23 protein-coding genes are annotated in these 24,636 nt (G+C 51.0%); 10 read left to right on the top strand and 13 right to left on the bottom strand.

The features are described 5' to 3' along the window. The first annotated feature begins 29 nt into the window (after window positions 1–29). Window positions 30–263 (top strand): DUF2970 domain-containing protein, encoded by a 234-nt coding sequence (locus ACXAFR_RS20800; protein WP_475180493.1) that lies wholly within the window; start codon window positions 30–32, stop codon window positions 261–263. A 24-nt stretch (window positions 264–287) separates the two neighbouring features. On the opposite strand, the gene ACXAFR_RS20795 is transcribed toward ACXAFR_RS20800, so the two are convergent. After that, entirely contained in the window at window positions 288–749 is a 462-nt protein-coding gene (locus tag ACXAFR_RS20795) for a MarR family winged helix-turn-helix transcriptional regulator (RefSeq protein WP_475180490.1), read from the bottom strand. A 693-nt stretch (window positions 750–1,442) separates the two neighbouring features. Between ACXAFR_RS20795 and ACXAFR_RS20790 the strand changes: the two genes are divergently transcribed. The 3 genes from ACXAFR_RS20790 to ACXAFR_RS20780 all read left to right on the top strand — a co-directional run bounded on the left by ACXAFR_RS20790 (window position 1,443) and on the right by ACXAFR_RS20780 (window position 4,899). After that, window positions 1,443–3,107, top strand: coding sequence for a nitrite/sulfite reductase (locus tag ACXAFR_RS20790; protein ID WP_475180489.1), 1,665 nt, complete (start codon window positions 1,443–1,445; stop codon window positions 3,105–3,107). Then, window positions 3,091–3,594 (top strand): DUF934 domain-containing protein, encoded by a 504-nt coding sequence (locus ACXAFR_RS20785; RefSeq protein WP_475180486.1) that lies wholly within the window; start codon window positions 3,091–3,093, stop codon window positions 3,592–3,594. Before ACXAFR_RS20790 ends, ACXAFR_RS20785 begins: the two co-directional genes overlap by 17 nt. A 138-nt stretch (window positions 3,595–3,732) precedes the next feature. Continuing rightward, window positions 3,733–4,899, top strand: coding sequence for a cation:proton antiporter domain-containing protein (locus ACXAFR_RS20780; protein ID WP_475180483.1), 1,167 nt, complete (start codon window positions 3,733–3,735; stop codon window positions 4,897–4,899). Between the two features lie 21 nt (window positions 4,900–4,920). Here the strand turns inward: ACXAFR_RS20780 and ACXAFR_RS20775 are convergent, their stop codons facing one another. From ACXAFR_RS20775 to ACXAFR_RS20735, 9 genes are all read right to left on the bottom strand, one after another. Continuing rightward, window positions 4,921–5,187 (bottom strand): hypothetical protein, encoded by a 267-nt coding sequence (locus ACXAFR_RS20775; protein WP_475180480.1) that lies wholly within the window; start codon window positions 5,185–5,187, stop codon window positions 4,921–4,923. Window positions 5,188–5,380: 193 nt separating this feature from the next. Continuing rightward, window positions 5,381–6,748: a glutathione-disulfide reductase gene (gene gorA / locus ACXAFR_RS20770; RefSeq protein WP_475180479.1), complete on the bottom strand. Its 1,368-nt coding sequence runs from the start codon at window positions 6,746–6,748 to the stop codon at window positions 5,381–5,383. A gap of 117 nt (window positions 6,749–6,865) precedes the next feature. After that, the gene (locus tag ACXAFR_RS20765; protein WP_475180477.1) at window positions 6,866–7,102 is read right to left on the bottom strand and encodes a hypothetical protein; all 237 of its coding nucleotides are present in this window, start codon (window positions 7,100–7,102) and stop codon (window positions 6,866–6,868) included. 62 nt (window positions 7,103–7,164) lie between these two features. Next, a complete protein-coding gene (gene cysG, locus ACXAFR_RS20760; protein WP_475180475.1) occupies window positions 7,165–8,547 on the bottom strand; it encodes a siroheme synthase CysG in 1,383 nt (460 codons plus the stop codon). A gap of 6 nt (window positions 8,548–8,553) precedes the next feature. Then, complete coding sequence (serS, locus tag ACXAFR_RS20755) at window positions 8,554–9,834, bottom strand: serine--tRNA ligase (RefSeq protein ID WP_475180474.1); 1,281 nt, start codon at window positions 9,832–9,834, stop codon at window positions 8,554–8,556. Between the two features lie 11 nt (window positions 9,835–9,845). Beyond that, the gene (gene crcB, locus ACXAFR_RS20750; protein WP_475180471.1) at window positions 9,846–10,223 is read right to left on the bottom strand and encodes a fluoride efflux transporter CrcB; all 378 of its coding nucleotides are present in this window, start codon (window positions 10,221–10,223) and stop codon (window positions 9,846–9,848) included. Between the two features lie 91 nt (window positions 10,224–10,314). After that, window positions 10,315–11,673, bottom strand: a complete 1,359-nt coding sequence (locus ACXAFR_RS20745) for a replication-associated recombination protein A (protein ID WP_475180470.1) — start codon at window positions 11,671–11,673, stop codon at window positions 10,315–10,317. A gap of 4 nt (window positions 11,674–11,677) precedes the next feature. Next, window positions 11,678–12,322, bottom strand: a complete 645-nt coding sequence (gene lolA / locus ACXAFR_RS20740) for an outer membrane lipoprotein periplasmic chaperone LolA (protein WP_475180469.1) — start codon at window positions 12,320–12,322, stop codon at window positions 11,678–11,680. Between the two features lie 14 nt (window positions 12,323–12,336). After that, entirely contained in the window at window positions 12,337–14,718 is a 2,382-nt protein-coding gene (locus tag ACXAFR_RS20735; protein ID WP_475180467.1) for a DNA translocase FtsK, read from the bottom strand. A gap of 333 nt (window positions 14,719–15,051) precedes the next feature. On the opposite strand from ACXAFR_RS20735, the gene trxB reads away from it, so the two are divergent. The 4 genes from trxB (at window position 15,052) to infA (ending at window position 18,012) form a co-directional block, all read left to right on the top strand. Further along, complete coding sequence (trxB, locus tag ACXAFR_RS20730; RefSeq protein ID WP_475180465.1) at window positions 15,052–16,002, top strand: thioredoxin-disulfide reductase; 951 nt, start codon at window positions 15,052–15,054, stop codon at window positions 16,000–16,002. A gap of 27 nt (window positions 16,003–16,029) precedes the next feature. Then, window positions 16,030–16,776 carry a leucyl/phenylalanyl-tRNA--protein transferase gene (gene aat / locus ACXAFR_RS20725; protein ID WP_475180464.1) on the top strand — a complete coding sequence of 249 codons (747 nt, stop codon included), beginning with the start codon at window positions 16,030–16,032 and terminating at the stop codon, window positions 16,774–16,776. A gap of 31 nt (window positions 16,777–16,807) precedes the next feature. Further along, window positions 16,808–17,515 (top strand): arginyltransferase, encoded by a 708-nt coding sequence (locus tag ACXAFR_RS20720; RefSeq protein WP_475180461.1) that lies wholly within the window; start codon window positions 16,808–16,810, stop codon window positions 17,513–17,515. A 278-nt stretch (window positions 17,516–17,793) separates the two neighbouring features. Next, window positions 17,794–18,012: a translation initiation factor IF-1 gene (gene infA / locus ACXAFR_RS20715; protein WP_475180460.1), complete on the top strand. Its 219-nt coding sequence runs from the start codon at window positions 17,794–17,796 to the stop codon at window positions 18,010–18,012. Window positions 18,013–18,183: 171 nt separating this feature from the next. On the opposite strand, the gene clpA is transcribed toward infA, so the two are convergent. Both clpA and clpS read right to left on the bottom strand, forming a co-directional pair. Continuing rightward, entirely contained in the window at window positions 18,184–20,445 is a 2,262-nt protein-coding gene (clpA, locus tag ACXAFR_RS20710; RefSeq protein ID WP_475180457.1) for an ATP-dependent Clp protease ATP-binding subunit ClpA, read from the bottom strand. Window positions 20,446–20,527: 82 nt separating this feature from the next. Continuing rightward, the gene (gene clpS, locus ACXAFR_RS20705) at window positions 20,528–20,869 is read right to left on the bottom strand and encodes an ATP-dependent Clp protease adapter ClpS (RefSeq protein WP_475180644.1); all 342 of its coding nucleotides are present in this window, start codon (window positions 20,867–20,869) and stop codon (window positions 20,528–20,530) included. 310 nt (window positions 20,870–21,179) lie between these two features. Here clpS and cspD point away from each other — a divergent pair, with 310 nt between their 5' ends. After that, window positions 21,180–21,473: a cold shock domain-containing protein CspD gene (gene cspD / locus ACXAFR_RS20700; RefSeq protein WP_475180454.1), complete on the top strand. Its 294-nt coding sequence runs from the start codon at window positions 21,180–21,182 to the stop codon at window positions 21,471–21,473. A 219-nt stretch (window positions 21,474–21,692) separates the two neighbouring features. On the opposite strand, the gene ACXAFR_RS20695 is transcribed toward cspD, so the two are convergent. Then, entirely contained in the window at window positions 21,693–23,921 is a 2,229-nt protein-coding gene (locus ACXAFR_RS20695; protein ID WP_475180453.1) for an NADP-dependent isocitrate dehydrogenase, read from the bottom strand. A 148-nt stretch (window positions 23,922–24,069) separates the two neighbouring features. On the opposite strand from ACXAFR_RS20695, the gene ACXAFR_RS20690 reads away from it, so the two are divergent. Continuing rightward, window positions 24,070–24,630, top strand: coding sequence for a pseudouridine synthase (locus tag ACXAFR_RS20690; protein WP_475180451.1), 561 nt, complete (start codon window positions 24,070–24,072; stop codon window positions 24,628–24,630). Window positions 24,631–24,636 lie beyond the last annotated feature (6 nt).

The raw sequence follows: 24,636 nt of genomic DNA, 5'->3' as shown, positions 1-24,636 counted from the left end.
TACTGTCATAACCTTAACAGGAGGCGGACATGTCTAACACCAGCCCCAAGCCCGACTCAAACCCTCGCAAAGATGACAATCATGCGCCTGGTGTAGGCGCAATCATCGGCAGTACTCTAGCCGCAGCATTTGGCGTTCAATCTCGCCGCAATCAGGAACGAGATTTCACCAAAGGAAATATCTGGCGATATATTGTCGCCGGAATACTGTTCACCATTGGATTCGTCGCCGCAGTCGCCTTTGGTGTCAGCTTAGTTGTCTGACACCATGCCGGCTATCTCGAAGACTCAATTGTTTTCGTATTTCCAACTGGTCTTCGATTCCACCCCACCCGCTCGCAGCAGTTTCTGTGCGGTGATTTTGAATTCATGAAGCTCCGATAGCTCCAGCTGCGCCAGAAACTCTTCCTGATGACGCTCAGCCGCTTCATCCAGATGTCGAACCATCATGGCGCCCGGCTCAGTGATGCGAATTTTCACGGATCGACGATCGATGTCGTTATGAATTCGTGCAATTAAACCTTTTTTCTCCAACCGATCCAGTAACCGGCTCACCGCAGAACGGTTGATGCCAATCAAATCCGCCAGTGCAGCAGGGGTTTCCGCCTTATGCCTGGAGAGCAAATTAATGATCATCCATTGAGGCCAAGTAACATCTAAGGCTTCGAGGTCCTTGTTGAATTTTTCTTGCATCGTACTTGCGAGGCGCGAAATCCAATAGGTGTAGCTGTTATGAACGTGAAACGACAAGAGTATCCCTACTGTGCAATCGAAGGTGGATAGAAACGCCAGCTCACCCCCAAGCTTGAAACAAGCAGACCAGCTTTTTTGAAGCGCAAAAAAACCTGCTTATGCAGCTTAGAACTGTGAACTTACTAAACCTAGATAGCTTCACATTCCCTGTATCAGCGGGTAGAAAAGCGCATGAACCCGACCGATTAAGACATCAAATCAGGTCCAAGAAGGATTATAGCCACAGTATATGAGGATATGCACTCCCCATATAGGGGTGTAGCGCAACAAACAAATGTTTGTCTACTGACCACTGATCCAAAAGATGCAAGTGGCTACAAAAACACCGATTAGCACAATGGCGGAGACAGCATCAGCCATGCTGTCGCCAGTTTCTTGAATCTCAATCTCTTCATTCATTATGGTTATTCTCCAGAGTGGAAGATTGTGATGTCGCGGGGCGTCTTAAATATATACATATAAAAATTCTGTCTATCAACGTTTTCTCCCCCGCCCCCCTATTTTTGTCACAAAAACCCTTTTGCACCAATGGCTTGCGCTAATTTACGTAACACGGCCGTTACCATTCACCACACCATGCAAATCTCGCAGCGAATCCGACTTTCGTGTATCCTTCGCGCTTTTTCCAAGGGAATACGCCGATTTACTGTATTCCTAACAATCAACCGTGAAAATTAGGTTTCTTGATCGATGTATCGTTACGACCGTTACGATCACACCATCATTGCTGACCGCATAGCCCAGTACCGCAGCCAGACAGAACGCTATCTGGCCGGCGAGCTGAAGGAAGAAGAATTCCTACCTTTGCGCCTGCAAAATGGTCTCTATATTCAGCGCCTGGCGCCCATGCTGCGAGTCAATGTCCCCTATGGCATGCTCAATAGCACCCAACTTCGGAAGCTTGCATACATTGCTCGCCACTACGATAAGGGATACTGCCACGTCAGTACGCGCCAAAACATTCAATTTAACTGGCCCCAACTGGAAGAAGTGCCCGACATTCTTGCCGAGCTGGCAGAAGTCGAAATGCACGCGACACAGTCGTCCGGCAACTGCATTCGCAACACGACAACTGACCAATTTGCCGGCGCCACCCCTGACGAGGTCATTGATCCGCGCCCTTACTGCGAAATCATTCGTCAGTGGTCCTCATTCCACCCTGAGTTTGCTTTCCTACCCCGTAAATTCAAAATTGCGGTAACCGGTGCAAAAGACGATCGTGCCGCCGTTCAGGTTCACGATATTGGCTTGCAGGTCGTCATCAATGACGCGGGAGAAACCGGGTTTACGGTTTTGGGCGGCGGAGGCTTAGGTCGGACGCCAGCCATCGGCGAAGTGGTGCGTGAATTTTTGCCCGAAGCTCACCTACTGAGTTATCTGGAATCTATTCTTCGTGTTTACAACCAGCTGGGTCGTCGCGACAACAAATACAAAGCCAGAATTAAAATTCTGGTAAAAGCCATGGGCGTTGATGCCTTCGGTGAAAAAGTTGAAGCGGAATTCGAGCGCCTCAAGGATGGGCCCATCACGCTGACACAGGCGGAAATCGATCGCGTTTCTCAGTGCTTTCCTGCCCTTCCCTACGAGACACTGAACGCGACTGAAATCGCTTCGCAGCTTGACGATCAGCGTTTACAGAACCCGGCATTCAGTCGCTGGCTCACCCATAATGTTCGGGATCACAAGGTTGCAGGTTACGCCATGGTAACTTTGTCACTCAAGCCGACAGGGATTGCCCCTGGAGATCTTACCGACAGTCAACTGGAAGCCATTGCCGATCTGGCCGACGCCTACAGTTTCGGTGAGGCCCGCACCACTCACGAACAAAACGTCGTGTTAGCTGAAGTCCGCCAGGATCAGTTGCTTGAACTCTGGCAGAAAGCGAGCGATCACGGATTCACCACTCCGAATATTGGCACTCTGAACGATATTATCTGCTGTCCAGGTGGTGATTTTTGCTCTCTGGCAAATGCCAAGTCGATTCCCATCGCCGAATCCATTCAGCGCCATTTCGACGATCTGGATTATCTCTATGATCTCGGCAACCTGGATTTGAATATCTCCGGCTGCATGAATGCCTGTGGACACCATCACGTGGGCCACATCGGCGTTTTGGGCGTCGACAAAAAAGGCGAGGAATTTTACCAAGTGCAACTGGGCGGTAACGCCGGCACGAAAGCGTATCTTGGCAAAGTCCTTGGGCCGGCATTTATCGCTGCGGATATGCCATCGGTGATGCAAAAGTTGATCGATGTCTATCTCGAACAACGAGTCGACGAAGAACGCTTTATCGACACCTATGATCGCATTGGAATGGCACCATTCAAGGAGCGGGTCTATGCCAAAAATCATTAAAGACAAGCAGATCGTCGATGACGTCTGGACCTTGTTAAATGACGATGAGATCCCCTCCAAGGCGCAGGCAGAAACACAGCAGTTGGTAACCTTGCAGGGTTGGCAGTCCCACAAAGAGCTTCTGGAAGGCCGTAAAGCCACTCTTGGTATCCTGTTGAAAAGCGACGAGCTGGCTGACAGCCTCGGCAAGGATGCCAAAGGACTCGGTTTGATCAGTATTGAATTTCCAACGTTCATGGATGGCCGCGGATTTTCAACCGCACGACTGCTCCGGGATCAATACGGGTTTGAAGGTGAGCTGCGCGCCAGCGGCCACATCATCCGTGACCAACTTTTTTATTTGCAGCGCTGTGGATTTACCAGCTTTTGTTTCGAGGAAGGTACCGATCTCGAGACAACAATGGCGTCACTCAACGATTTCTCCGAAACCTATCAAGCCGCCTACGACCAGTCTCAACCTCTGTTTCGTCGTCGCGCCACCAAGTAACTTTCGGCAATTTGGCAATGGCACTCTTTCGTGCTGTTGCCGCTTCCCCCTCTTCAAATCCGCTATTTTTGCTCTGACGGTTTTCTAAAAGGCCATTTGCCTTTACTCTCGTGACATCAAATTATTCGAAGGTTCACCATGCACGAGAGCCTCATACAGTCGTTTGTTTTGATTTTTACCGGCGCCGCCATCATCTCGTCGCTAGCGCTCTATACCCGTCAGCCACTGCTGGTTGGTTACATCGTGCTGGGCGCCATACTGGGCCCCTTTGGCTGGGGTTTGGTGACCGATGTCTCACTCGTCACCGACATGTCTCACATAGGAATCATATTTTTATTATTTCTGCTCGGTCTGGATATGCAACCCAGGTCTCTACTAAACGTACTGAAACAAGCGACCAGTGTCGGTATTATCAGCTCGCTGATTTTTGCATTATGCGGCTTTATTGTCGGCCAGAGTTTCGGCTTTACGCATCTGGAGAGCATTATCATTGGCATGGCGATGATGTTTTCCAGCACGATCATCGGCATCAAGTTGCTCCCAACGACCGTTTTGCATCATCGCCACACTGGCGAACTCATGGTGGGGTTGTTACTGATGCAGGATTTCTTCGCGATACTTTGCTTGATTGTTCTCTTGAGCGGCGACCTCGGCGAAATCCATTTTTCCAAGCTTGGCTTTGCGTTTCTGGCTCTGCCATTGCTCACCATTTTTGCGGTTCTGTTCGTCAAATATATTCTGCTCAACGTCATTCAACGATTCGACCGCTTTCACGAGTACATCTTTTTAGCTGCCATAGGCTGGTGTCTCGGACTGGCAGAATTGGCCAACAGCATCGGCTTATCACGCGAAACCGGCGCGTTCATCGCCGGTATCACCTTAGCAACCAGCCCGATTTCACAATACATTGCCATCAGCCTGAAGCCTCTCAGAGATTTTTTCCTAATCCTTTTTTTCTTTTCTCTCGGCGCTCAATTCAATCTCGTACTATTGGGAGATATATGGCTCGCCAGTCTCCTGCTAGCGGCCATCATCCTACTGCTTAAACCCATTACCTTTCGGTTTCTTCTGGCGCACCACAGTGAAACGTCCAGCTTGGCGTGGGATATCGGTTTTCGCCTGGGGCAGATAAGCGAATTTTCTCTATTGATCGCCTTTGTTGCCTTTGAAAGCCAGTTGATCAGTGAACCCGTGTCCGTTTTGATTCAAGCGACGGCGATCATTACCTTTTTGGTCTCCAGTTATGTCGTTATTTTCAACTACCCCAACCCCATCGCGGTCAATGACCGCTTGCGGAGAGACTAGCAAGATCGCTGGTCTTAGAAATTAAGGGGTTTCGTCAAGAATGCAAAACGACAGGAAGGTACCAAACAGAGAAGCAAATACGGCAAATGGAGGATAGGGAAAGAGCAGCATCAGACCACTTAGGCCGTACCAAAGGCTGCGCACAATGCGCTTTTTACGGCGGTATTTAGGGGTAAAACGCCGTCGATGAAAATGTGTCTGCTCGGGATTTCGGCAATCCAGCCACGTCGGCTGCCAAGTGTATTGTTGATAAAGCATCCAGTAAAACAGGAAAACTTCTTTCCACATAGCGCCTCCTCACCAGAGCGTGCAGATCCAGAACAATCGCTTTCAACAACAAGAATTTTTACAATAATCCTTAGGAGACCGATGTCTCAACAATCTTCTCAGTATAGACCGGCCAGAGACGTGCTGTGAGGGCAAAATAACCACACGTCCCTACCGAATTCGAAGCATGTACGGGCGATGTTAACTGCGCTACTCAGCTTCCGATCGTACGAGTCGCTTCACGCATGGTAACAAACTCTTCCGCCGCCGTTGGATGAATGCCAATGGTTGCGTCGAAATCCGCTTTCTTTGCCCCCATTTTGATAGCAATTGCAATTCCCTGGATAATTTCACCGGCATCCGCGCCAACCATATGACAGCCGACGACCCGATCACTCTCATCTTCAACGATCAATTTCATGAAGGTACGCTCGGGTATATCGGTCAAGGTTAATTTCATATGCCGAAAACTGGAGGTGTAAATGCGGTATTTACCGCCATTTTTCACGGCGGTATCTTCGCTGATACCAACGGTTCCAATATTGGGCTGGCAGAAAACCGCCGTAGCAATATTGTCGTAATCGAGAGAGATCTCCGCACCTTGATAAAGATTTTTCGCCAGAGTCATGCCTTCAGCCAGGGCCACCGGCGTTAACTCCATTCTTCCGATTACATCGCCAATCGCATAGATGCTGGGCTCTGTGGTCTGATAGTCGTCATTCACAGAGACAGTCCCTCTCTCCGTCAAGGAAACCTGGGTAGAATCCAGCCCCAGACCGTCAAGCCGCGGTGCACGTCCTGTCGCCGCCATCACACAATCTACGATGCGAGTACTGCCATCCGTTAAGGTCACTTCCAATTCGCCACTTTCGGTCTTGCAGACACTGGCAATGTTGACCTCAAAGCTAAGTTTGATCCCTTTCTGAGCGATTTCTTTGGCGACGACTTCCCTCACCTCCGTATCGAATCCCCGAAGAAATAGCGGACCGCGATAGACCAGTTCTGTGTCGGCGCCCAGACCATTGAAAATCCCGGCAAACTCAACCGCGATGTAACCGCCCCCCAGTATCATCACACGCTTGGGGAACTCATCGAGGTAAAAGGCTTCATTGGAGCTGATCATCAGCTCTTTACCAGGGATATTTGGCAGTACCGGGGTTCCACCCGTCGCAATGAGAATTCGTTCAGCGGTATAGGTCTTGCCATTGACCGAAACCCCATGAGGACCTTCAATGACCGCACGCCCTTCAATCAACTCAACGCCGGCATTATCAAGAATGTTTTTGTACACGCCGTTTAATCGTTCAATCTCACGGGTTTTGTTATCTCTTAATGTCGGCCAATCAAAACGGACGCCGTCAACCGTCCAGCCATAGCCTGCGGCCATTTCAACATCTTCCGGTAGATGCGAGCCATATACGAACAGTTTTTTCGGCACACACCCGACGTTGACACATGTTCCACCCAGAAAAGTGTCTTCGGCCACGGCGACCTTCGCGCCATATTGAGCGGCCATACGGCTGGCTCGAACACCACCAGAGCCGGCACCAATCACAAACAGGTCATAATCAAATTCGGACACAAGAACCCCTCAGCAACCATTATCATTGCCGCTACTCTATCAGAGATCATCAGCTCTGTGGTGGGTGTGGTTTATGGAATCGAGTGTTGCAAGGGTCCGGCGTTTAGCCCGGTGGCATCAGACTTCGATATCGATCGATGGATTGGGGCCATTGCGCCGTCGGTCACGGCCAGAACGAAGATCCAACAACACCTTTTGGCGCCGTTGACGTCGGTCGTAACGCCCCTGACGGCGCTCCCGTCGCTCGGTAACTTCCTGCTCAAAGCGCGATTTTGCGGTATCACTTTTATCCCCGGATATACGTCTGACACTTTGCGTGCGCAGCACAGGCTCCGGCCTTGGGGGAATTTTCATCACAATAATCTTTGTCACCACCTAAAAAGGCTATCGGCGCCAACGCCAAAACCTTTATAGGATTATTGGGTGACGGGACGAAACCAGTTAAGGCGCTCTTGCAATTGCACCACTTCGCCGATAATCAACAGTGTTGGTGCCCGTGCACCGGCACTGACTGCCAAGTCGGGCAAGGACTCAAGCGTACCCCGATAAATCGCTTGCTGCGGCGTCGTGCCTTTTTCTACGATAGCCGCGGGCGTTAATGGGGAACGCCCGCTGTCGATAAGAGCGCGGCAAATCTGCGCCAAACCACTGAGCCCCATGTAGAACACCAGCGTCTGATCTGATTTGGCCAACTCAGGCCAGGGCAGATTTACCTGATTATTCTTGAGATGCCCGGTAATAAAGCGCACCGATTGCGCGTAATCTCTATGGGTTAATGGAATACCTGCATAGCTCGCACAACCGGATGCTGCCGTGATACCGGGCACCACAGTAAAATCAATGCCACGACTCACCAGCGTTTCCAACTCTTCGCCGCCACGCCCAAATATAAATGGGTCTCCGCCTTTTAAACGTACGATCGTGTGGCCGGCCTCCGCCAGATCAGCCATCAAGACATTCAGCTCGTCCTGAGGAACCGCGTGATCCGCCTGGCGTTTGCCGACATAACGCCGCTCACACGAATCCGGCAATAACGCCATGATCTCATCGGAAACCAGACGATCGTACAAGCAAATATCGGCGACTTGCATCAGCCGCAGGGCTTTTAAGGTGAGCAACTCCGGATCACCCGGCCCGGCCCCTATCAGCGCGACACTGCCTGTCATCGGCGCAGGTGACGCCAACAGACGACCGACTTGTTTCTCGGCGGCCTCAAGGTTCCCCAAAGTGACAGCGGCTTGTGAATCCATCAAAAAGCGATTCCAGAAACGGCGCTGCTCTGCTGCAGCCAGTGCATCTTTAACCTTTTTACGCCACTGCCCCATCAGCTCAGCAAGTACCCCATATCGTTGCGGTAAAAACGCTTCGAGCTGATGTTTTATCATTCGGGTTAAGGTTGGTGATTTGCCGTCACAGGAAATCGCGACCGTCAACGAGCCTCGACGAACCAGGGCAGGCAACAACGTGTTGCCCGAGCGAACATCGCTGACGTTATTGCAAAACTGTCCCTGGTCATCACACGCCTTGGCTATCGCGTGGTTTAGCTCAGAATTATCCGTCGCGGCGACAACGACAAAATAGCCGCCCAGCTGGCTGACATGACTGAACTCTGTACTCAAGTACCGAAAGTCACCCCGCCTTGCCTTTTCCAAGAGGTCATCGGTCAGTTGCGGTGCCCACACCGTCAATTGACAGGATGACGCCAGCAGGTCGCATACTTTGCGCTCAGCGACCTTGCCACCGCCAACCACCAGACAGGGTTTGCCCTGCAAACGCAGGGCGACGGGAAAATAATCCATGTGGAATCAGACGGATATCTGTTCGATACCCCCCATATAAGGCTTGAGCACTTCCGGAACCAGTATGCTGCCGTCAGCCTGCTGGTAATTTTCAAGTACCGCAATCAACGTGCGGCCAACGGCCAATCCGGATCCGTTGAGGGTATGGACGAACTCGCTGCCCTTGCCTTCTGCATTTTTTACACGTGCCTGCATGCGTCGCGCCTGAAAATCCCGACAGTTGCTGCAGGATGAGATTTCACGGTACTTGTCCTGCGAGGGAATCCACACCTCGATGTCGTAAGTTTTCGCCGCAGAAAACCCTAGATCGCCACCACAGAGGATGACGGTGCGGAAAGGCAACTGCAATGCCTTAAGAATATTCTCAGCGTGGCTGGTTAGCTCTTCAAGAGCAGCCTCAGACGTAGACGCCTCGACGATCTGTACCAACTCCACTTTTTCAAACTGATGCTGGCGAATCATACCGCGGGTATCACGACCGTAGCTTCCCGCTTCAGAGCGAAAACACGGTGTGTGCGTGACAAATTTACGCGGCAGCTGCGCAGGGCTTTGCAGCGTTTCGCCTCGCATCAGATTGGTTACCGGCACCTCAGCGGTTGGAATCAGGTAGAAACCTCGGTCATCTTCCAGTTTGAAAAGGTCTTCTTCGAATTTCGGTAATTGGCCTGTGCCGTACAGGGAATCCCGATTGACGATATAGGGAGCGTAGGTTTCTGTGTAACCGTGATCTCGGCTATGTGTATCGAGCATAAATTGAATCAGAGCCCGGTGCAGACGCGCAACCGGCCCTTGCATAACGGCAAAGCGAGACCCGGTGATTTTGTTCGCCATATCCAACTGAATGCCATTCAATGCCGCACCGAGATCGACGTGATCTTTCACTTCAAAATCAAAACTTGGTATGTCCCCCCAAGTTCTCACCTCAATGTTATCGTCTTCATCATTACCGGCAGGCACATCCTCGGCTGGGATATTGGGAATGGTGGACAATTCTGCCTGTAATTGCGTTGAGATGTCATTGAGCTGTTTTTCCGCCGCGCTCAATTGCTGCTTGAGGTCATCCACTTCCGCCAGCAAGGGGGCAATATCCTCACCAGCCGCTTTCGCTTTGCCGATATTTTTTGAACGCGCATTACGCTCTTGTTGTAAATTCTCTGTCTGTACCTGGATTTGCTTGCGCTGATCGTCCAGCGCCGACAATTTTTCAATATCAAGAGTGAATTTTTTACGGGCCAGAGCGGCAGTGACAGCCTCCGCATTTGCGCGAAGATATTTTAAGTCGAGCATGATATTCCAGATCAGATAAATTTAAGTGTAATAAAACAGCCCAGGGCAACCGCCAGTATACAGGCAGTAACACTGATCAAGGTGTAGGCCAAAGCCATCCCGTAGTGGCCGTGCTGCAAGAGTGAAAACGACTCCAGAGCAAACGTGGAAAACGTTGTAAACGCCCCCAGAAAACCCGCGATCAGCAGGCTTTTCCAATGCGGCGCCATCAAGCCTTTTTCGACGATGATAATGTACAAAGCGCCAATAACCAGGGAGCCTAATACGTTGACCGTCAGGGTGCCTAACGGCAACTTGCCAACCGGTGTCGGTGAATACAGCACCGCTGTAACCCCATAACGCCCCATGGCGCCTAAAGCCCCTCCCAGGGCGACCGCTAACCAGTGCACTATAACCTCACATTACCATCAAAATTCCACAGGTCGCGCTACAAAATTTGGCGCTGAGCGCCTTGATATCCGCAACGTCTCGCTCCCAGGATTATTTCTTGTATCGCTGCCAAGAACTGTTGGCATCCAGTGAACGCAGATGCTCCAGCTTTTCGGCAATTTTTCGCTCCAGCCCGCGATCAACAGGATCGTAGAAGCGACTGTCATGAATCGCCTCGGGTAAATAATTTTCACCTGCGGCGTATGCCCCTGGCTCATCATGGGCATACCGATACTCTCGCCCGTAATCCAGAGATTTCATTACCCGCGTTGGTGCATTGCGCAGATGCAGAGGTACCGGGTGCGAAGGCTGGGATTTTACCGTTGCCATCGCCTCCTTGAAAGCTTTGTACACCGCATTACTTTTGGGCGCTGATGCGAGATAAACCACGGCTTGCGCTAAGGACAATTCCCCTTCCGGGCTGCCTAAGCGTTCGTAGGCCGCAGCTGCATCCATCGCGATCGATAGGCCTCTCGGATCGGCATTGCCAATATCCTCACTGGCCATACGAATCAGACGACGGCTGAGATACTGTAAATCACAGCCGCCATCAACCATACGACAAAACCAATAGAGTGCACCATCGACACTGGAACCTCGCACGGCTTTATGCAGCGCCGAGATCTGCTCGTAAAAGTCATCTCCTCCGCGATCAAAACGACGCGTGGAGCCTGCCGTCAACAATTCGAGACTGGACATTGTCAGCCAGGCTTGTCCGTCACGCTCCTCGGCAAGATCAGCAGCGACCTCCAACAAATTGAGGGCGCGCCTCGCATCGCCATCGGCAGCGCCGGCAATGGCGTCCAGCACTCCTGTCTCGACCTGAAACTGGCGCTCACCCAGACCGTCCGGACGCTGCAGGGCCGAATCCAGTAACGCTATCAAGTCTTCGTTCGTCAGGCTTTTGAGGACGTATAAACGACAGCGTGACATCAAGGCGTTGTTGAGCGCAAACGACGGATTTTCCGTGGTGGCCCCAACAAAGATCACGGTTCCATCCTCAACGTAGGGAAGAAACGCATCCTGTTGGCTCTTATTGAAGCGATGTACCTCATCCACAAACAACAAGGTACGACGCCCCAGTTGCTGCTCCAATTTCGCCTGTTCTACCGCATTTCGTATTTCTTTTACGCCGGACAGCACCGCTGAAACCGCTAAAAACGCCGCATCACAAGATTGTGCAATGACTTGTGCCAGAGAGGTCTTGCCGACACCAGGCGGGCCCCAAAACACCATAGAATGCAAATGGTCGCCAAGAATGGCTTCTCGCAGAGGCTTGCCTTCGCCAACCAGGTGTTGCTGTCCAACGATTTGGTCTACCGTTTGGGGGCGCAGGCGCGCGGCAAGTGGTCGGCTTTGACTAAAAAGGGATTTAGTGGCGGGTGCAGGATCATCCGTGACAGGCGACACAAGGCTACTCCCGCCGAACGACGTCGGTTCCCTCCGGCGGGGTAAACATGAAGGTGTCCGAGGCAGGCGAGGTATTCTCCTCGACATCCGCAAAGTGAAATTCTGTACGTTGGCCAAAGCCGTCGGCGATCGCCATCCCGGCAAGCTGCTGGTCACTGAATGACAACTCCAAATGCTGGAACAGGCCATCTTCCTGCTTGGGAATCAATGTAAAGGTATCCCCTTCTGCTGTCACCGTAAACCGCTCATCGATGGCGCTGAGATCGCCGGAGAATACCACCGCGGGAGTCTGATTAATTTGATCATCCAAACCGCTGACAGTCACCTGCTCAAGATCGGGATCATACAACCACAAGGTAGCGCCATCAGTCACCAACAGCTGAGGAAAAGGTTCCAGAGTTTCCCAGCGCAGACGCTCCGGACGCGCCATGGTGAATGTGCCGCTGGCCCGCGACATCTCGGCGCCATCCGGATCCTTCTGAACTTGTTCAAAGTCGCCGGTCATCGATTGCAGCGGTGTCAGCAAACTGACGAGACGCGCAATGGCAGTCCCCTGTTCCGATGCAGAATCATCACTGGCGGAGACGGATAGAGTGCAAAACATGGCCAGAGCGCAAATGGCCCGGCCAATACTGTGTTTGATATTCATAGAACCCTTAGTGTTTAGCGACCCGGAGGTGGCGGCGCCAGAACTTCTCGACTGCCATTGGTGCCCATTTCGCTGACGACTCCGGAAGCCTCCATGGTTTCAATCAGCCGAGCGGCGCGATTGTAGCCGATTCGGAGCTTGCGCTGTACCGACGAAATGGAAGCCTTGCGAGTTTCAGTAACAAACGCGACAGCCTCATCGTAGAGCGGATCGGATTCTTCTCCGCCATCACCATCGCCATCGCCTCCGAGACCCGGGATGGATAACCCACCTGAACTGTCGTCGATGACACCTTCTAGGTAGTCTGGCTCTCCCCGCTTCTTCCAGTCTGCCACCACACTGTGAACTTCGTGGTCATCGACAAACGCACCGTGCACCCTTAGCGGCAAACTGGTTCCCGGTGGCAGATACAACATATCACCATGGCCCAGCAGTTGCTCGGCGCCGCCTTGATCGAGAATCGTGCGCGAATCAATTTTCGATGACACCTGAAACGCTATACGTGTCGGAACGTTCGCTTTGATCAGTCCGGTGATGACATCGACCGACGGGCGCTGAGTGGCCAAGATTAAGTGAATGCCCGCCGCCCGGGCTTTCTGGGCGATTCGAGCAATAAGCTGCTCAACTTTCTTGCCCACAATCATCATCATGTCGGCAAATTCGTCAATCACCACCACAATCGCTGGCAGGGTTTCCAGCTTCGGCGGCTCGGGCGACTCCTCACCGGCCTCGAAGTGTTCGTCCGGAGACCAGAACGGATCGGGAATGCTCTCCCCAGCTTTGTCTGCCTCTTCGATCTTTCGGTTGAAACCGGCGAGGTTCCGCACGCCCATCGCCGCCATCAACTTGTAGCGCCTCTCCATCTCGCCAACACACCACCGCAAGCCATTGGCCGCGTCTTTCATGTCAGTGATGACCGGTGTGAGCAAGTGCGGAATGCCCTCGTAAATTGAGAGCTCCAACATCTTTGGATCCACAAGAATCAGACGTACATCCTTTGGCGACGATTTGTACAGCAAACTTAATAGCATCACGTTAACGCCGACAGACTTACCAGACCCGGTGGTTCCCGCGACGAGCAAGTGGGGCATCTTGGCGAGGTCCGCAACAATCGGTTCGCCGGCAATGTCGTGCCCCAAAGCCATGGAGAGTGACGACTTGGATTTTTCGTAAACGTCGGACGCCAAGACCTCCCGTAACCGCACCATTTCGCGATTTTCATTGGGAATTTCAATACCCACGACCGATTTGCCGGGAATAACTTCAACCACGCGCACACTGATCACCGCCAGTGAACGAGCCAAATCTTTCGCCAGGTTTGTAATCCGACTGACTTTAATGCCCGGCGCTGGCTGAATTTCAAACCGCGTAACCACAGGCCCTGGCAGTACAGAAACCACCTCGGCGTCGACGTTAAAATCCTTGAGTTTAAGCTCCAACAGGCGCGACATCTGCTCCAGAGACTCCGCGGAGAAGCCTCCGCCACTGGACTTATCGGCACCATCGAGCAGTGTTAATGGCGGCAGGTCGCCCACCACTTTGCTGTCGAATAGGGATTTCTGCTTTTCTTTTTCCAATCGAACACCAGGCTTCGCTTTCTTAACCGGAAGATCAATGATTGGGATTTTCTTGGCTTTCTTCTCAGGTTCGCGAACCGCTTTGACCGGTTTTTCTTTACGTTGGTGCTCAATAGTCAATGGGCGCTGAGCCCGTGGCGGCGGAATCGCCTTGGCCTTCTCGGCCCGATCTTCCGCCATTTGCTTGAACCGATTACGGCAGCGCTCGATCATGGTCAATACACCGTGACCGATGGCATCCATCAATTTAAACCAAGAGAGATCGGTAAACACCGTGAGACCAAACAGAAAGACGGCAATCATAACCAGCGTGCCACCCACCCGGCTGAAAGCAGACTCCATGGCCAAAGCGACATGCTTGCCCAATAGACCGCCGTCAGATTCCGGCAGCAAGCTGCTTTCCACGCCGGCGTACAGGGTGGTCAGCGCTGTGGCCGTAATCAACAGCAATGCGAATCCAACACAGCGCAAAAGAAAAACGACCCAATCGCCTGGATCGCTGTTGTTGCGGTCGCGAAAAATCATCCAGGCGCGATAGCCTATTAACACCGGAAACAGGTAGGCCATATAGCCAAATAGTAAAAAGAACACATCGGCGAGCCAGGCACCGAATGCTCCCCCCATATTCTGGATATCACCACCGGATCCAGTGCGAGACCAACCGGGATCGGCGGGCGAATAGGAGGCCAGAGCCATAACCAGGTAGGTACACAGTGCCACCAACCCGATTACGGTACCTTCCCTGACGATCTTCAATGGTAATGTGGGCTGAGAATCCACGTTTTGCCCCTTAGTGGCGGCATTTGAGGAGGATTTCAAATTGTCACTCCGGACTATCTTTTACGTCTGTATTTGCCTGACATTGGATCTCTGACACGAAAATCATGGAAATCACTCCAATGACCGCAAAGTTTTCTGTCTGGCGTCGGATTTTGCTTCCAGTGGGTTATGAAATAAGTGCTTTAAGCCAATGAATTTTAATTAGTTTAAATCAAAAGGGCTGGATTTTCCCAGTTTGTCGTGCCCCATCAAAGAGCGCAAATGAGATTTTGCTCGATAACTCATTGAAATTCATGTTCAATAGCCCATATACAGCAAAGCAAGATAAACATTTCCCCGTATATAGGGTTAAGTTGTACAGGTATTAAACACATGAGTGACACGCAACACCATCAACTCATCATTCTTGGCTCAGGTCCAGCAGGCTACACCGCCGCGATTTATGCGGCGCGAGCAAACCTCAATCCCGTAGTCATCACGGGTATGCAGCAAGGTGGACAGTTGACCACCACCACAGAGGTGGAAAACTGGCCAGGCGGCACGCCCGAGCTCCAGGGCCCAGAACTGATGGTTCAAATGCAACAACACGCCGAACGCTTCGAAACACAAATCATTTTTGATCATATCGATGAAACCGATTTGTCTGAGCGCCCCTTCAAGCTCAAAGGCGCCAACAGCTACACCTGTGACGCGCTCATCATCGCGACTGGAGCCTCAGCACAGTATATCGGCCTGCCGTCCGAGGAAACATTCATGGGCAAAGGCGTAAGTGCCTGCGCCACCTGTGACGGATTTTTTTACCGCAATCAACACGTCGCTGTCGTTGGCGGAGGCAATACTGCCGTTGAAGAGGCGCTCTACCTTTCCAACATAGCGTCGAAAGTCACCTTGATTCACCGTCGCAATGAGCTGCGCGCAGAAAAGATTTTGCAGGAGCGCCTGTTCGAAAAGCAGCAGGCTGGCAAAATCGACATTCTTTGGGATACGACTCTGGACGAAGTCGTCGGTGATGACAGCGGCGTCACCGGCTTGCGCCTCCTGTCTACAAAAGACGAGACCGCCAGCGAGCTTAGCGTCTCCGGTGTATTTATAGCCATTGGCCACAAGCCCAATACAGACATGTTTCAAGGGCAACTGGACATGAAAGACGGCTATATCATCGTTAAGAGCGGACTCCAAGGTGAAGCAACCAGCACCAGCACCCCGGGTGTATTTGCCGCCGGTGACGTTGCCGATCATATTTACAGACAGGCAATTACCTCTGCGGGTTCCGGCTGTATGGCAGCACTGGACGCAGAAAAGTTCCTGGATAATCTCGCCTAACTCACGTTATCAGGAATTCTTTGAACTATGGGTAATTTGTCCTGGCTGGACAATGACAGTGTTGATTTTCCAGATACCGAATCTGCGCTGTCAGACCCAAACGGATTATTGGCCGTAGGTGGAGACCTGTCCCCAAGACAGTTAATTGCGGCCTACCAACGAGGGATTTTTCCCTGGTTCGACGATAACCAGCCGGTACTCTGGTGGACGCCGGACCCACGCTTGGTACTTTTTCCAGAAGAGCTCCATGTGTCAAAGAGTATGCGCAAGTTAATGCGGCAGGAGTCCTTCTCCGTCACCGTTGACGAGAATTTTGAACATGTCGTAAGAGCCTGCGCCGAACCACGTGAAGATCAAGACGGAACCTGGATTACCGAGAGCATCGTCAGTGCCTATATGCGATTGCATCAGCTTGGACTGGCCCATTCCGTTGAAGTCTGGCGAGATCAGGAATTGGTCGGCGGTTTATATGGCGTTGTTCAGGGAAAAGTCTTTTTCGGCGAATCGATGTTCAGCCGACAAAGCAATGCCTCCAAGTTTGGCTTCGTCCATTTCGTCAACATATTAACCACGGCGGGTATTGCCCTAATTGATTGCCAGGTTCACACCGCGCACCTAGCATCTCTTGGCGCGCGGGAGATCCCTCGCAGCGAATTTGAACATCAGTTATCTCAGCTGATCAACCAACCGACCTATATTAACGGTAAAAGGACGGTTTTAACGCCATCAGATGCGGCAAGGCTGTTGCACCCGTCCGGTAATTCACTATTCTGAAAACAATGCGTCCATCCCCCGAGAGCCATTAATGAGCAACCTAGGAAATATACGGCTTTTTACCACCCACCCTCACGACTGCAGCTATCTAGAGGGAAAAGAAGCCATCTCGGTTTTTGTCGATCCCAATTATCCTGTCGACGGCATCCTTTACAGCAAACTGTCGGAGCGGGGCTTTCGCCGTAGCGGCAGTCACATTTACCGGCCTCATTGCAACAATTGTAACGCTTGCGTACCTGCGAGAATTCCAGTTGCAGATTTCACAATGAATCGCAAACAGAGGCGCTGCTGGAAGCGCAACGACGACTTAGAAATCAGTACCACAGAATGCATTGATAGCGATGAACATTACAACTTGTATGCCCGGTATATTGAGCAACGCCACTATGATGGCGACATGTACCCTCCCAGCCGTGAGCAATTCTGCTCATTTTTAAGTCGCGAATGGGGAGTCACCGAATATCTTGAGTTGCGTAAAGAAGGTGAGTTAAAAGCTGTCGCAGTGTGTGACCGAATGGAAGCGGGATATTCGGCCGTCTACACCTTTTATGACCCTGATGAAACCAAACGCAGCTTGGGAGCTTTGGCGATCTTGTGGCAATTAGAATTGGCCAAACGCAGTGGACTGCCCCACGTCTATCTGGGTTACTGGATCAAAGAATGCAAAAAAATGAGCTATAAGACAGAGTATCGCCCATTAGAATTGCTGATTAATGGCCGCTGGCTAAGAATTACTTAAGGCTGGCCAGTGACGAAGTGACATAATCTAAAGCCACACAGAGTGCTCTGCTGAAAGTCTGTAACACACTTTTCTGGTATTAATTAGCGCCCGAGAATATGACGTGGCGCGCACCCAAGCTCCCAGAACAAAGACCAGCCAACCTCTCCCAAAATCAAAAAGCTCCGATTTTATATTCCTAAAGTATAAGTTTAACTTGGCTATTATTGCTAATTCAGGCACAATGCCGCCCTGCAAATTTCAGGGTCAAATTCAAAGATATCTGAGGACATTGCCGAATGGCAAAAGAAGACAATTTTGAAATGGAAGGCGAAGTCATTGACACACTTCCAAACACTATGTTCCGCGTTAAGCTTGAGAATGGACACGTTGTGACCGCTCACATCTCAGGGAAGATGCGCAAGAATTACATTCGAATTCTAACAGGCGATAAAGTTAAGGTTGAACTGACACCTTACGACCTTAGCAAAGGCCGTATTACCTACCGCGCCCGCTAACGGATTTCACTATTATCGTGTCGGTGAAACCAATTTTTCACTGACCGATTCAAGTCTCGAGCGTCTGACGTAAAGACCTTCCGCCCTTTACAGCGGCAACTCTCAGAACAACGCACACTCCCTGGGACTCATCCGTAAGATGGGTTCCAGGGACCGTGTTGGCTGTTGGGGTCAGGCGTCAAAATCCAGCTTGATGTCATCGTTATCCACGATCACATGCACTACGCCTCCCGACGTAGACAAATCACCAAAGAGCACCTCTTCCGCAAGAGGCTTTTTGAGCTTTTCCTGTATCAAGCGAGCCATCGGTCTGGCCCCCATTTTCTCGTCGTAACCATGGACAGCCAGCCACTCTCTAGCCTCTTCTGATACATCGAGAGACACTTTCTTGTCATCCAACTGGGTCTGCAACTGCACCAGGAATTTGTCGACCACTGTTTTGATCACATCAAGGCTCAGCGCGCCAAACTGAATAATGGCATCCAGCCGGTTACGGAATTCCGGCGTGAACATCTTTTTAATGACTTCCATGCCATCACTGGTGTGATCCTGATTGGTGAAACCAATGGACGCGCGCCCCATTTCTTGGGCACCGGCGTTGGTCGTCATAATCAGAATCACGTTTCGGAAGTCCGCCTTACGACCATTGTTGTCCGTCAGGGTACCGTGATCCATGACTTGAAGGAGCAAGTTGAACACTTCGGGGTGAGCCTTTTCAATCTCATCCAACAATACCACGCTGTGTGGATGCTTAGTGACTGAGTCGGTCAACAATCCTCCCTGGTCAAAACCAACATAGCCAGGAGGCGCGCCAATCAAGCGAGAAACGGTATGGCGCTCCATATATTCAGACATATCGAATCGAATCAGCTCAACGCCCAGAGCGCCCGCCAGCTGCTTACACAATTCGGTTTTACCAACCCCAGTTGGCCCGGCAAAAAGAAAAGAACCAATGGGCTTATCACCGAGATTCAAGCCAGCGCGCGACAACTTGATTGATGTACTCAGCGCATCGATGGCCTCATTTTGCCCAAAAACTGTCATGCGTAAATTAGAATCCAAATCACGCAATTGCTCACGATCGCTGGAAGAAACTGTCTTGGGCGGAATTCGAGCAATCTTAGCGACCACAGACTCGATGTCGGTAACACCAATCACTTTCTTACGCTTAGACGGCGCCAACAACTGCTGATAAGCACCCGCCTCATCGATAACATCGATAGCCTTATCTGGCAGGAATCGCTCAGTGATATAGCGCTCTGCAAGCTCAGCCGCAGCCTTTAACGCCGTATCGGTATACCGCAATTTATGATGCTCTTCGAACCGGTTTTTCAGACCCTTCAGAATTTTATAGGTATCGTCGACGCTCGGCTCGTTGACATCAATTTTCTGGAAACGACGCGACAAGGCACGATCTTTTTCGAAAATACCGCGATATTCCTGGAATGTCGTCGATCCAATACATTTGAGATTACCGGACGTCAACAGAGGCTTGAGCAGATTAGATGCATCCATTACTCCGCCTGAAGCTGCTCCAGCGCCGATAATGGTATGAATTTCATCAATAAACAAAATCGCATTGTCTTGCTTTTTTAGATCCGCTAACAGGCCCTTGAAGCGCTTCTCAAAGTCACCACGATATTTGGTACCGGCCAATAGCGAACCAAGATCCAAAGAGTAAACCACACTTGAGGCCAATACTTCCGGCACATCGCCATCGACAATACGCTTGGCCAAGCCTTCTGCAATTGCCGTTTTACCGACACCGGATTCACCGACCAATAACGGATTGTTTTTACGACGTCGGGTCAGAATCTGACTGACCCTCTCAACCTCTTGTTGGCGGCCAATCAGCGGATCGATACGACCCAACATAGCCTCTTCATTCAAATTGGTTGCAAAGGACTCGAGCGGACTTTGCGGCTGAGCCTCGCCGCCCATCGCAGCTTCATCGCTGGTTTCCGGGCTCGCATCATCGGGATGCTCATCATGTCCTGAGACTTTAGAAATCCCGTGAGTAATAAAATTGACGACGTCAATGCGAGCAACACTCTGCTGCTTCAGATAGTAGACCGCCTGACTCTCTTGCTCACTGAAAATGGCAACCAAGACGTTGGCACCCGTGACCTCTTTTTTTCCGGAAGACTGAACGTGGAAAACCGCGCGCTGCAGTACACGCTGAAAACCCAAGGTTGGCTGAGTTTCACGATCCGTGTCATTTTCGGGAATCAAAGGCGTTGTGGAATCCACAAATTCCACCAAATCCTTACGCAGTACGTTTAAATCTGTACCGCAGGCCCTCAGAACATTTGCCGCGGAATCATTATCGATAAGGGCCAGCAGCAGATGTTCGACGGTCATAAACTCGTGGCGCTTTGAGCGAGCACCTTTAAACGCAACATTTAAAGTAACTTCCAGATCCTTACTAAGCATTGGTGATCACCTCTAGCGGAACAGTTGCTGATTCAAATTTGGAACAAATACACAAAATACATAAACGGGGTGGGCACCGTCGCTACTCCTCCGCGTCATCAACGGCCTCAATTTCGCAGAGTAACGGATGCTCGTTTTGACGGGCATACTCGTTAACCTGGGCCGCCTTGGTCTCAGCGATATCTCGGGTATAGACGCCGCAGACCGCTTTTCCTTTGGTGTGTACAGTCAACATTATTTGTGTCGCTTTTTCCCGATTCATATCGAAAAAAATCTCTAGCGTCTCTACGACAAACTCCATTGGAGTGTAATCGTCGTTAATAAGTACCACTTTATACATCGGTGGCTTTTTCAGCTGGGGACGAGACTCTTGCACAGCCAGCCCGCTATCGCCGGACTGGTCATCATTATTTTGATCACCCATGCTAAATATTAGGCCAGGTTTGATCAATTTTTCCATACTTCCACACTTCACCGTGATGCAACTCACCGAGACGTTTAAAATTTGATCAATCTACCCTCATGAAAAGAAGGCTTTGCGATTGACTTGAAAAATTAACTTCGCTATAACGGAAACGCTTCAAGTAAGTATACCGATATCAGCAATTGCTTCCCAATGCAATCATTAACTATAAGAGCAAAGGCACTGGTAAGCCATTATTAAACTGCTGGCCGGTAATAAACAACGATAATAAAGACATTCGCTGTTCAGCAGCGGCTCGAGGATATCAACCATGCCAACGGGTACCGTTAAGTGGTTCAATAATGCAAAAGGCTACGGCTTCATCCTTCCAGATAATGGCGAAGGCGACCTTTTTGCCCACTACTCTTCAATCCAAATGGATGGCTACAAGACCCTAAAAGCGGGTCAACTGGTTTCATTCAGCATTGTCGAAGGCGATAAGGGGCTACACGCCACCGACATCACCATCGCGCAATCAAACGGGACCGGGTCACCAGAGCCCGCACCAACGATTGAAGCAGATGAAGCTCCACCCAGCCCCCAGCGAAAACTCCAGGCCGTTTAACCAACGGCCCAACGCATAACACAACGTGGCTTTTAGGTAAGTTTTGTAGGCTCTCCCTACAAACCCTTATCTGATATCAAGCGGAACCACAGTTCTCGAGTGCGACAGCTTGAAGCGAATTCGTCTGCGCGTCGTTACTATGTTGGGGAGATAATTGGGCTTTTCAATACCTGGCTTGCAGGAAATTGCCCCGATGCAGAACACATCGGGGCGAATGGATTACAGTGCCGCTAACGCATCGTTGAGGATTTTGCTAGGACGCATGGCCTGAGAGGCCAGGTTTTCGTCAGGGCGGTAATAACCAGCAATATCAACAGACGTACCTTGGCAGTCAACCAACTCCTTAACGATAGCCTCTTCCTGACTCACTAAGGTTTCCGCCAAAGGCGCAAAAGTTGCCTTCAGTTCAGCATCCTTATCCTGGGCCGCAAGAGCTTCTGCCCAATACATCGCCAAGTAGAAATGACTGCCGCGATTATCCAGCTCATTGACCTTGCGAGACGGCGATTTACCTTCATCCAAGAACTTGCCGTTAGCTTGATCCAGAGTCTCAGCTAGCACTTTGGCTTTTTCGATACCAAAAGTATTACCTAAATGCGCGAAGGACTCCGAGATCGCCAAGAATTCACCGAGTGAATCCCAACGCAGATGATTTTCTTCAACAAACTGCTGCACATGCTTGGGTGCAGAGCCACCGGCGCCTGTTTCAAACAACCCACCACCGTTCATCAACGGAACAATCGACAGCATCTTGGCGCTGGTTCCCAGCTCAAGAATTGGGAAAAGATCTGTCAGATAGTCGCGCAAAACATTTCCCGTGACCGAAATGGTGTCTTCACCACGACGAATTCGCTCGATTGAATAAAGTGTCGCCTCAACCGGACTCTTAATCAGGATTTCCAGACCACTTGTATCGTGATCTTTAAGATAGGCTTCAACTTTTTCAATCAATTGCGCGTCGTGGGCGCGGTTTGCATCCAGCCAGAAAACCGCAGGAGAGCCCGTTGCACGAGCGCGGGTGACGGCCAGCTTGACCCAATCGCGAATCGGCTCGTCTTTCACTGTACAGACGCGGAAAATATCCCCTGCCCCGACAGGCTGCTCCAACAGAGTTTCACCAACGCTGGCGACGACAAGAACCTTGCCTTCAGCGGGCGCCTGGAAGGTTTTATCGTGGGATCCGTATTCCTCAGCCTTTTTGGCCATCAGACCAACGTTTGGCACACTTCCCATGGTACTCGGGTCGTAGGCGCCATTCTTAATACAGTCATCGATAACCGCTTGATAAACACCGGCATAGCAGCGATCTGGAATGACCGCCATCGTATCGTGCAGAGCACCATCAGGGCCCCACATTTTACCGGAATCACGAATCATTGCCGGCATAGAGGCATCGACAATAATATCGCTGGGAACGTGCAGATTGGTGATACCTTTATCTGAGTTCACCATGGCCATTGGTGGACGATCCTGATAACAGGCGTCGATCGTCGCTTTGATCTCTTCTTGCTGCGCTGGCTCAAGCTTGTCCAGTTTGGCATAAAGGTCGCCAAGCCCATTGTTTACATCAACGCCAATGGCGGAAAGCGCATCACCGAATTTATCAAACACCGGCTTATAAAATTGCTTTACCGCAAAACCAAACATGATGGGGTCGGAAACCTTCATCATGGTCGCTTTAAGGTGCAGAGAAAAAAGAACGCCTTCGGCTTTCGCTTCTTCAATGCTCTTGGCGTAAAACTCATTGATGGCCGCTGCACTCATGACCGCTGCATCGGCAACTTCACCAGCCAACACAGGAACCTTGTCTTTTAAAACCGTTTCTGTCCCGTCAGCACCAACAAATTTGATGGAAAGCGTGTCATCCGATGCCAAAGTTACAGATTTTTCTGAACTGTAAAAGTCTCCATCAGACATGTGAGCCACACGACTTTTAGAGTCGGACGTCCACTTGCCCATACGATGAGGATTCTTTTGAGCAAAGGCTTTTACCGCCGCCGCTGCACGGCGATCGGAGTTACCTTCTCGCAAAACCGGGTTTACTGCACTGCCTTTAACCTGGTCGTACGCAGCTTTGATTTTCTTTTCTTCGTCCGTTGTAGGCGACGATGGATAATCAGGAATCGGATAGCCTTTGGCCTGCAACTCTTTGATGGCCGCGTTCAACTGCGGCATTGACGCACTGATGTTAGGTAATTTGATAATATTGGCTGTTGGCGTCTCCGCCAATTTGCCCAGCTCCGCCAAATCGTCACTGGCGCGCTTGTCTTCGGGCAAAAATTCAGAAACATTTGCCAGGATCCTGCCGGCAAGCGAAATGTCGCGAGTTTCTACAGTAACTCCGGCTTTTTCGGCAAATGCTTGTATGATGGGAAGCAGCGAGAAGGTCGCGAGGGCGGGCGCTTCATCGGTAAGTGTATAGATAATCTTGGGTGATTCCGTGGACATTATTACTCCATATCGTCGGGTATTCTTAGATCGAGGTGAGCCCTGGAGGATGGACCGAGCGCTGAAAGCGCGGTGGATAATACCACCACAGCTGCTTTCCGTACAGGTGGAGAAGCAAAGAGCACCCGAGGTAGGATAGAACCAACAGATGAGTAAGATCATTCTTTTTAACAAGCCCTTCCAGGTACTGAGTCAGTTTACCGATAAAGAAGAGCGCACCACCCTCGCCCGTGACCTGGGCGAATTCAAAGGTTTTTACCCAGCTGGCCGGCTCGACTACGATTCGGAAGGACTGCTCTTACTGACCGACGACGGCCAACTGCAACATCGAATTGCATCGCCTCGATTTAAGTTGCCAAAAACCTACTGGGTACAAGTGGAAGGCAGCCCCAATCAAAAGGATTTACAGCTGCTTAAGAAGGGATTATCGCTGAAAGACGGCCCCGCACGGGCAGACCGCGCAACATTGATCCCTACGCCCAGGCTGTGGGAGCGTTGCCCGCCCGTTCGCTCCCGAGAGTCTATTCCAACGCAATGGGTTGAAATCTGCGTCAGCGAAGGGCGCAACCGCATGGTTCGCCGGATGACGGCGGCTTGGGGCTTCCCAACCCTGAGACTGGTGCGCGCCAGCATCGGCCCCTGGCAGCTCAAGCAACTGCAGCCGGGAGAATATCGAATGGAAAACGTTCATTTACCCCGTCAGCGATAATCACAA

It is taken from the genome of Pseudomaricurvus sp. ABR4_320 (assembly GCF_056159445.1).
Note: the sequence above shows the minus strand (reverse complement) of the source record. Positions and strands in the feature narration are given on the sequence as shown.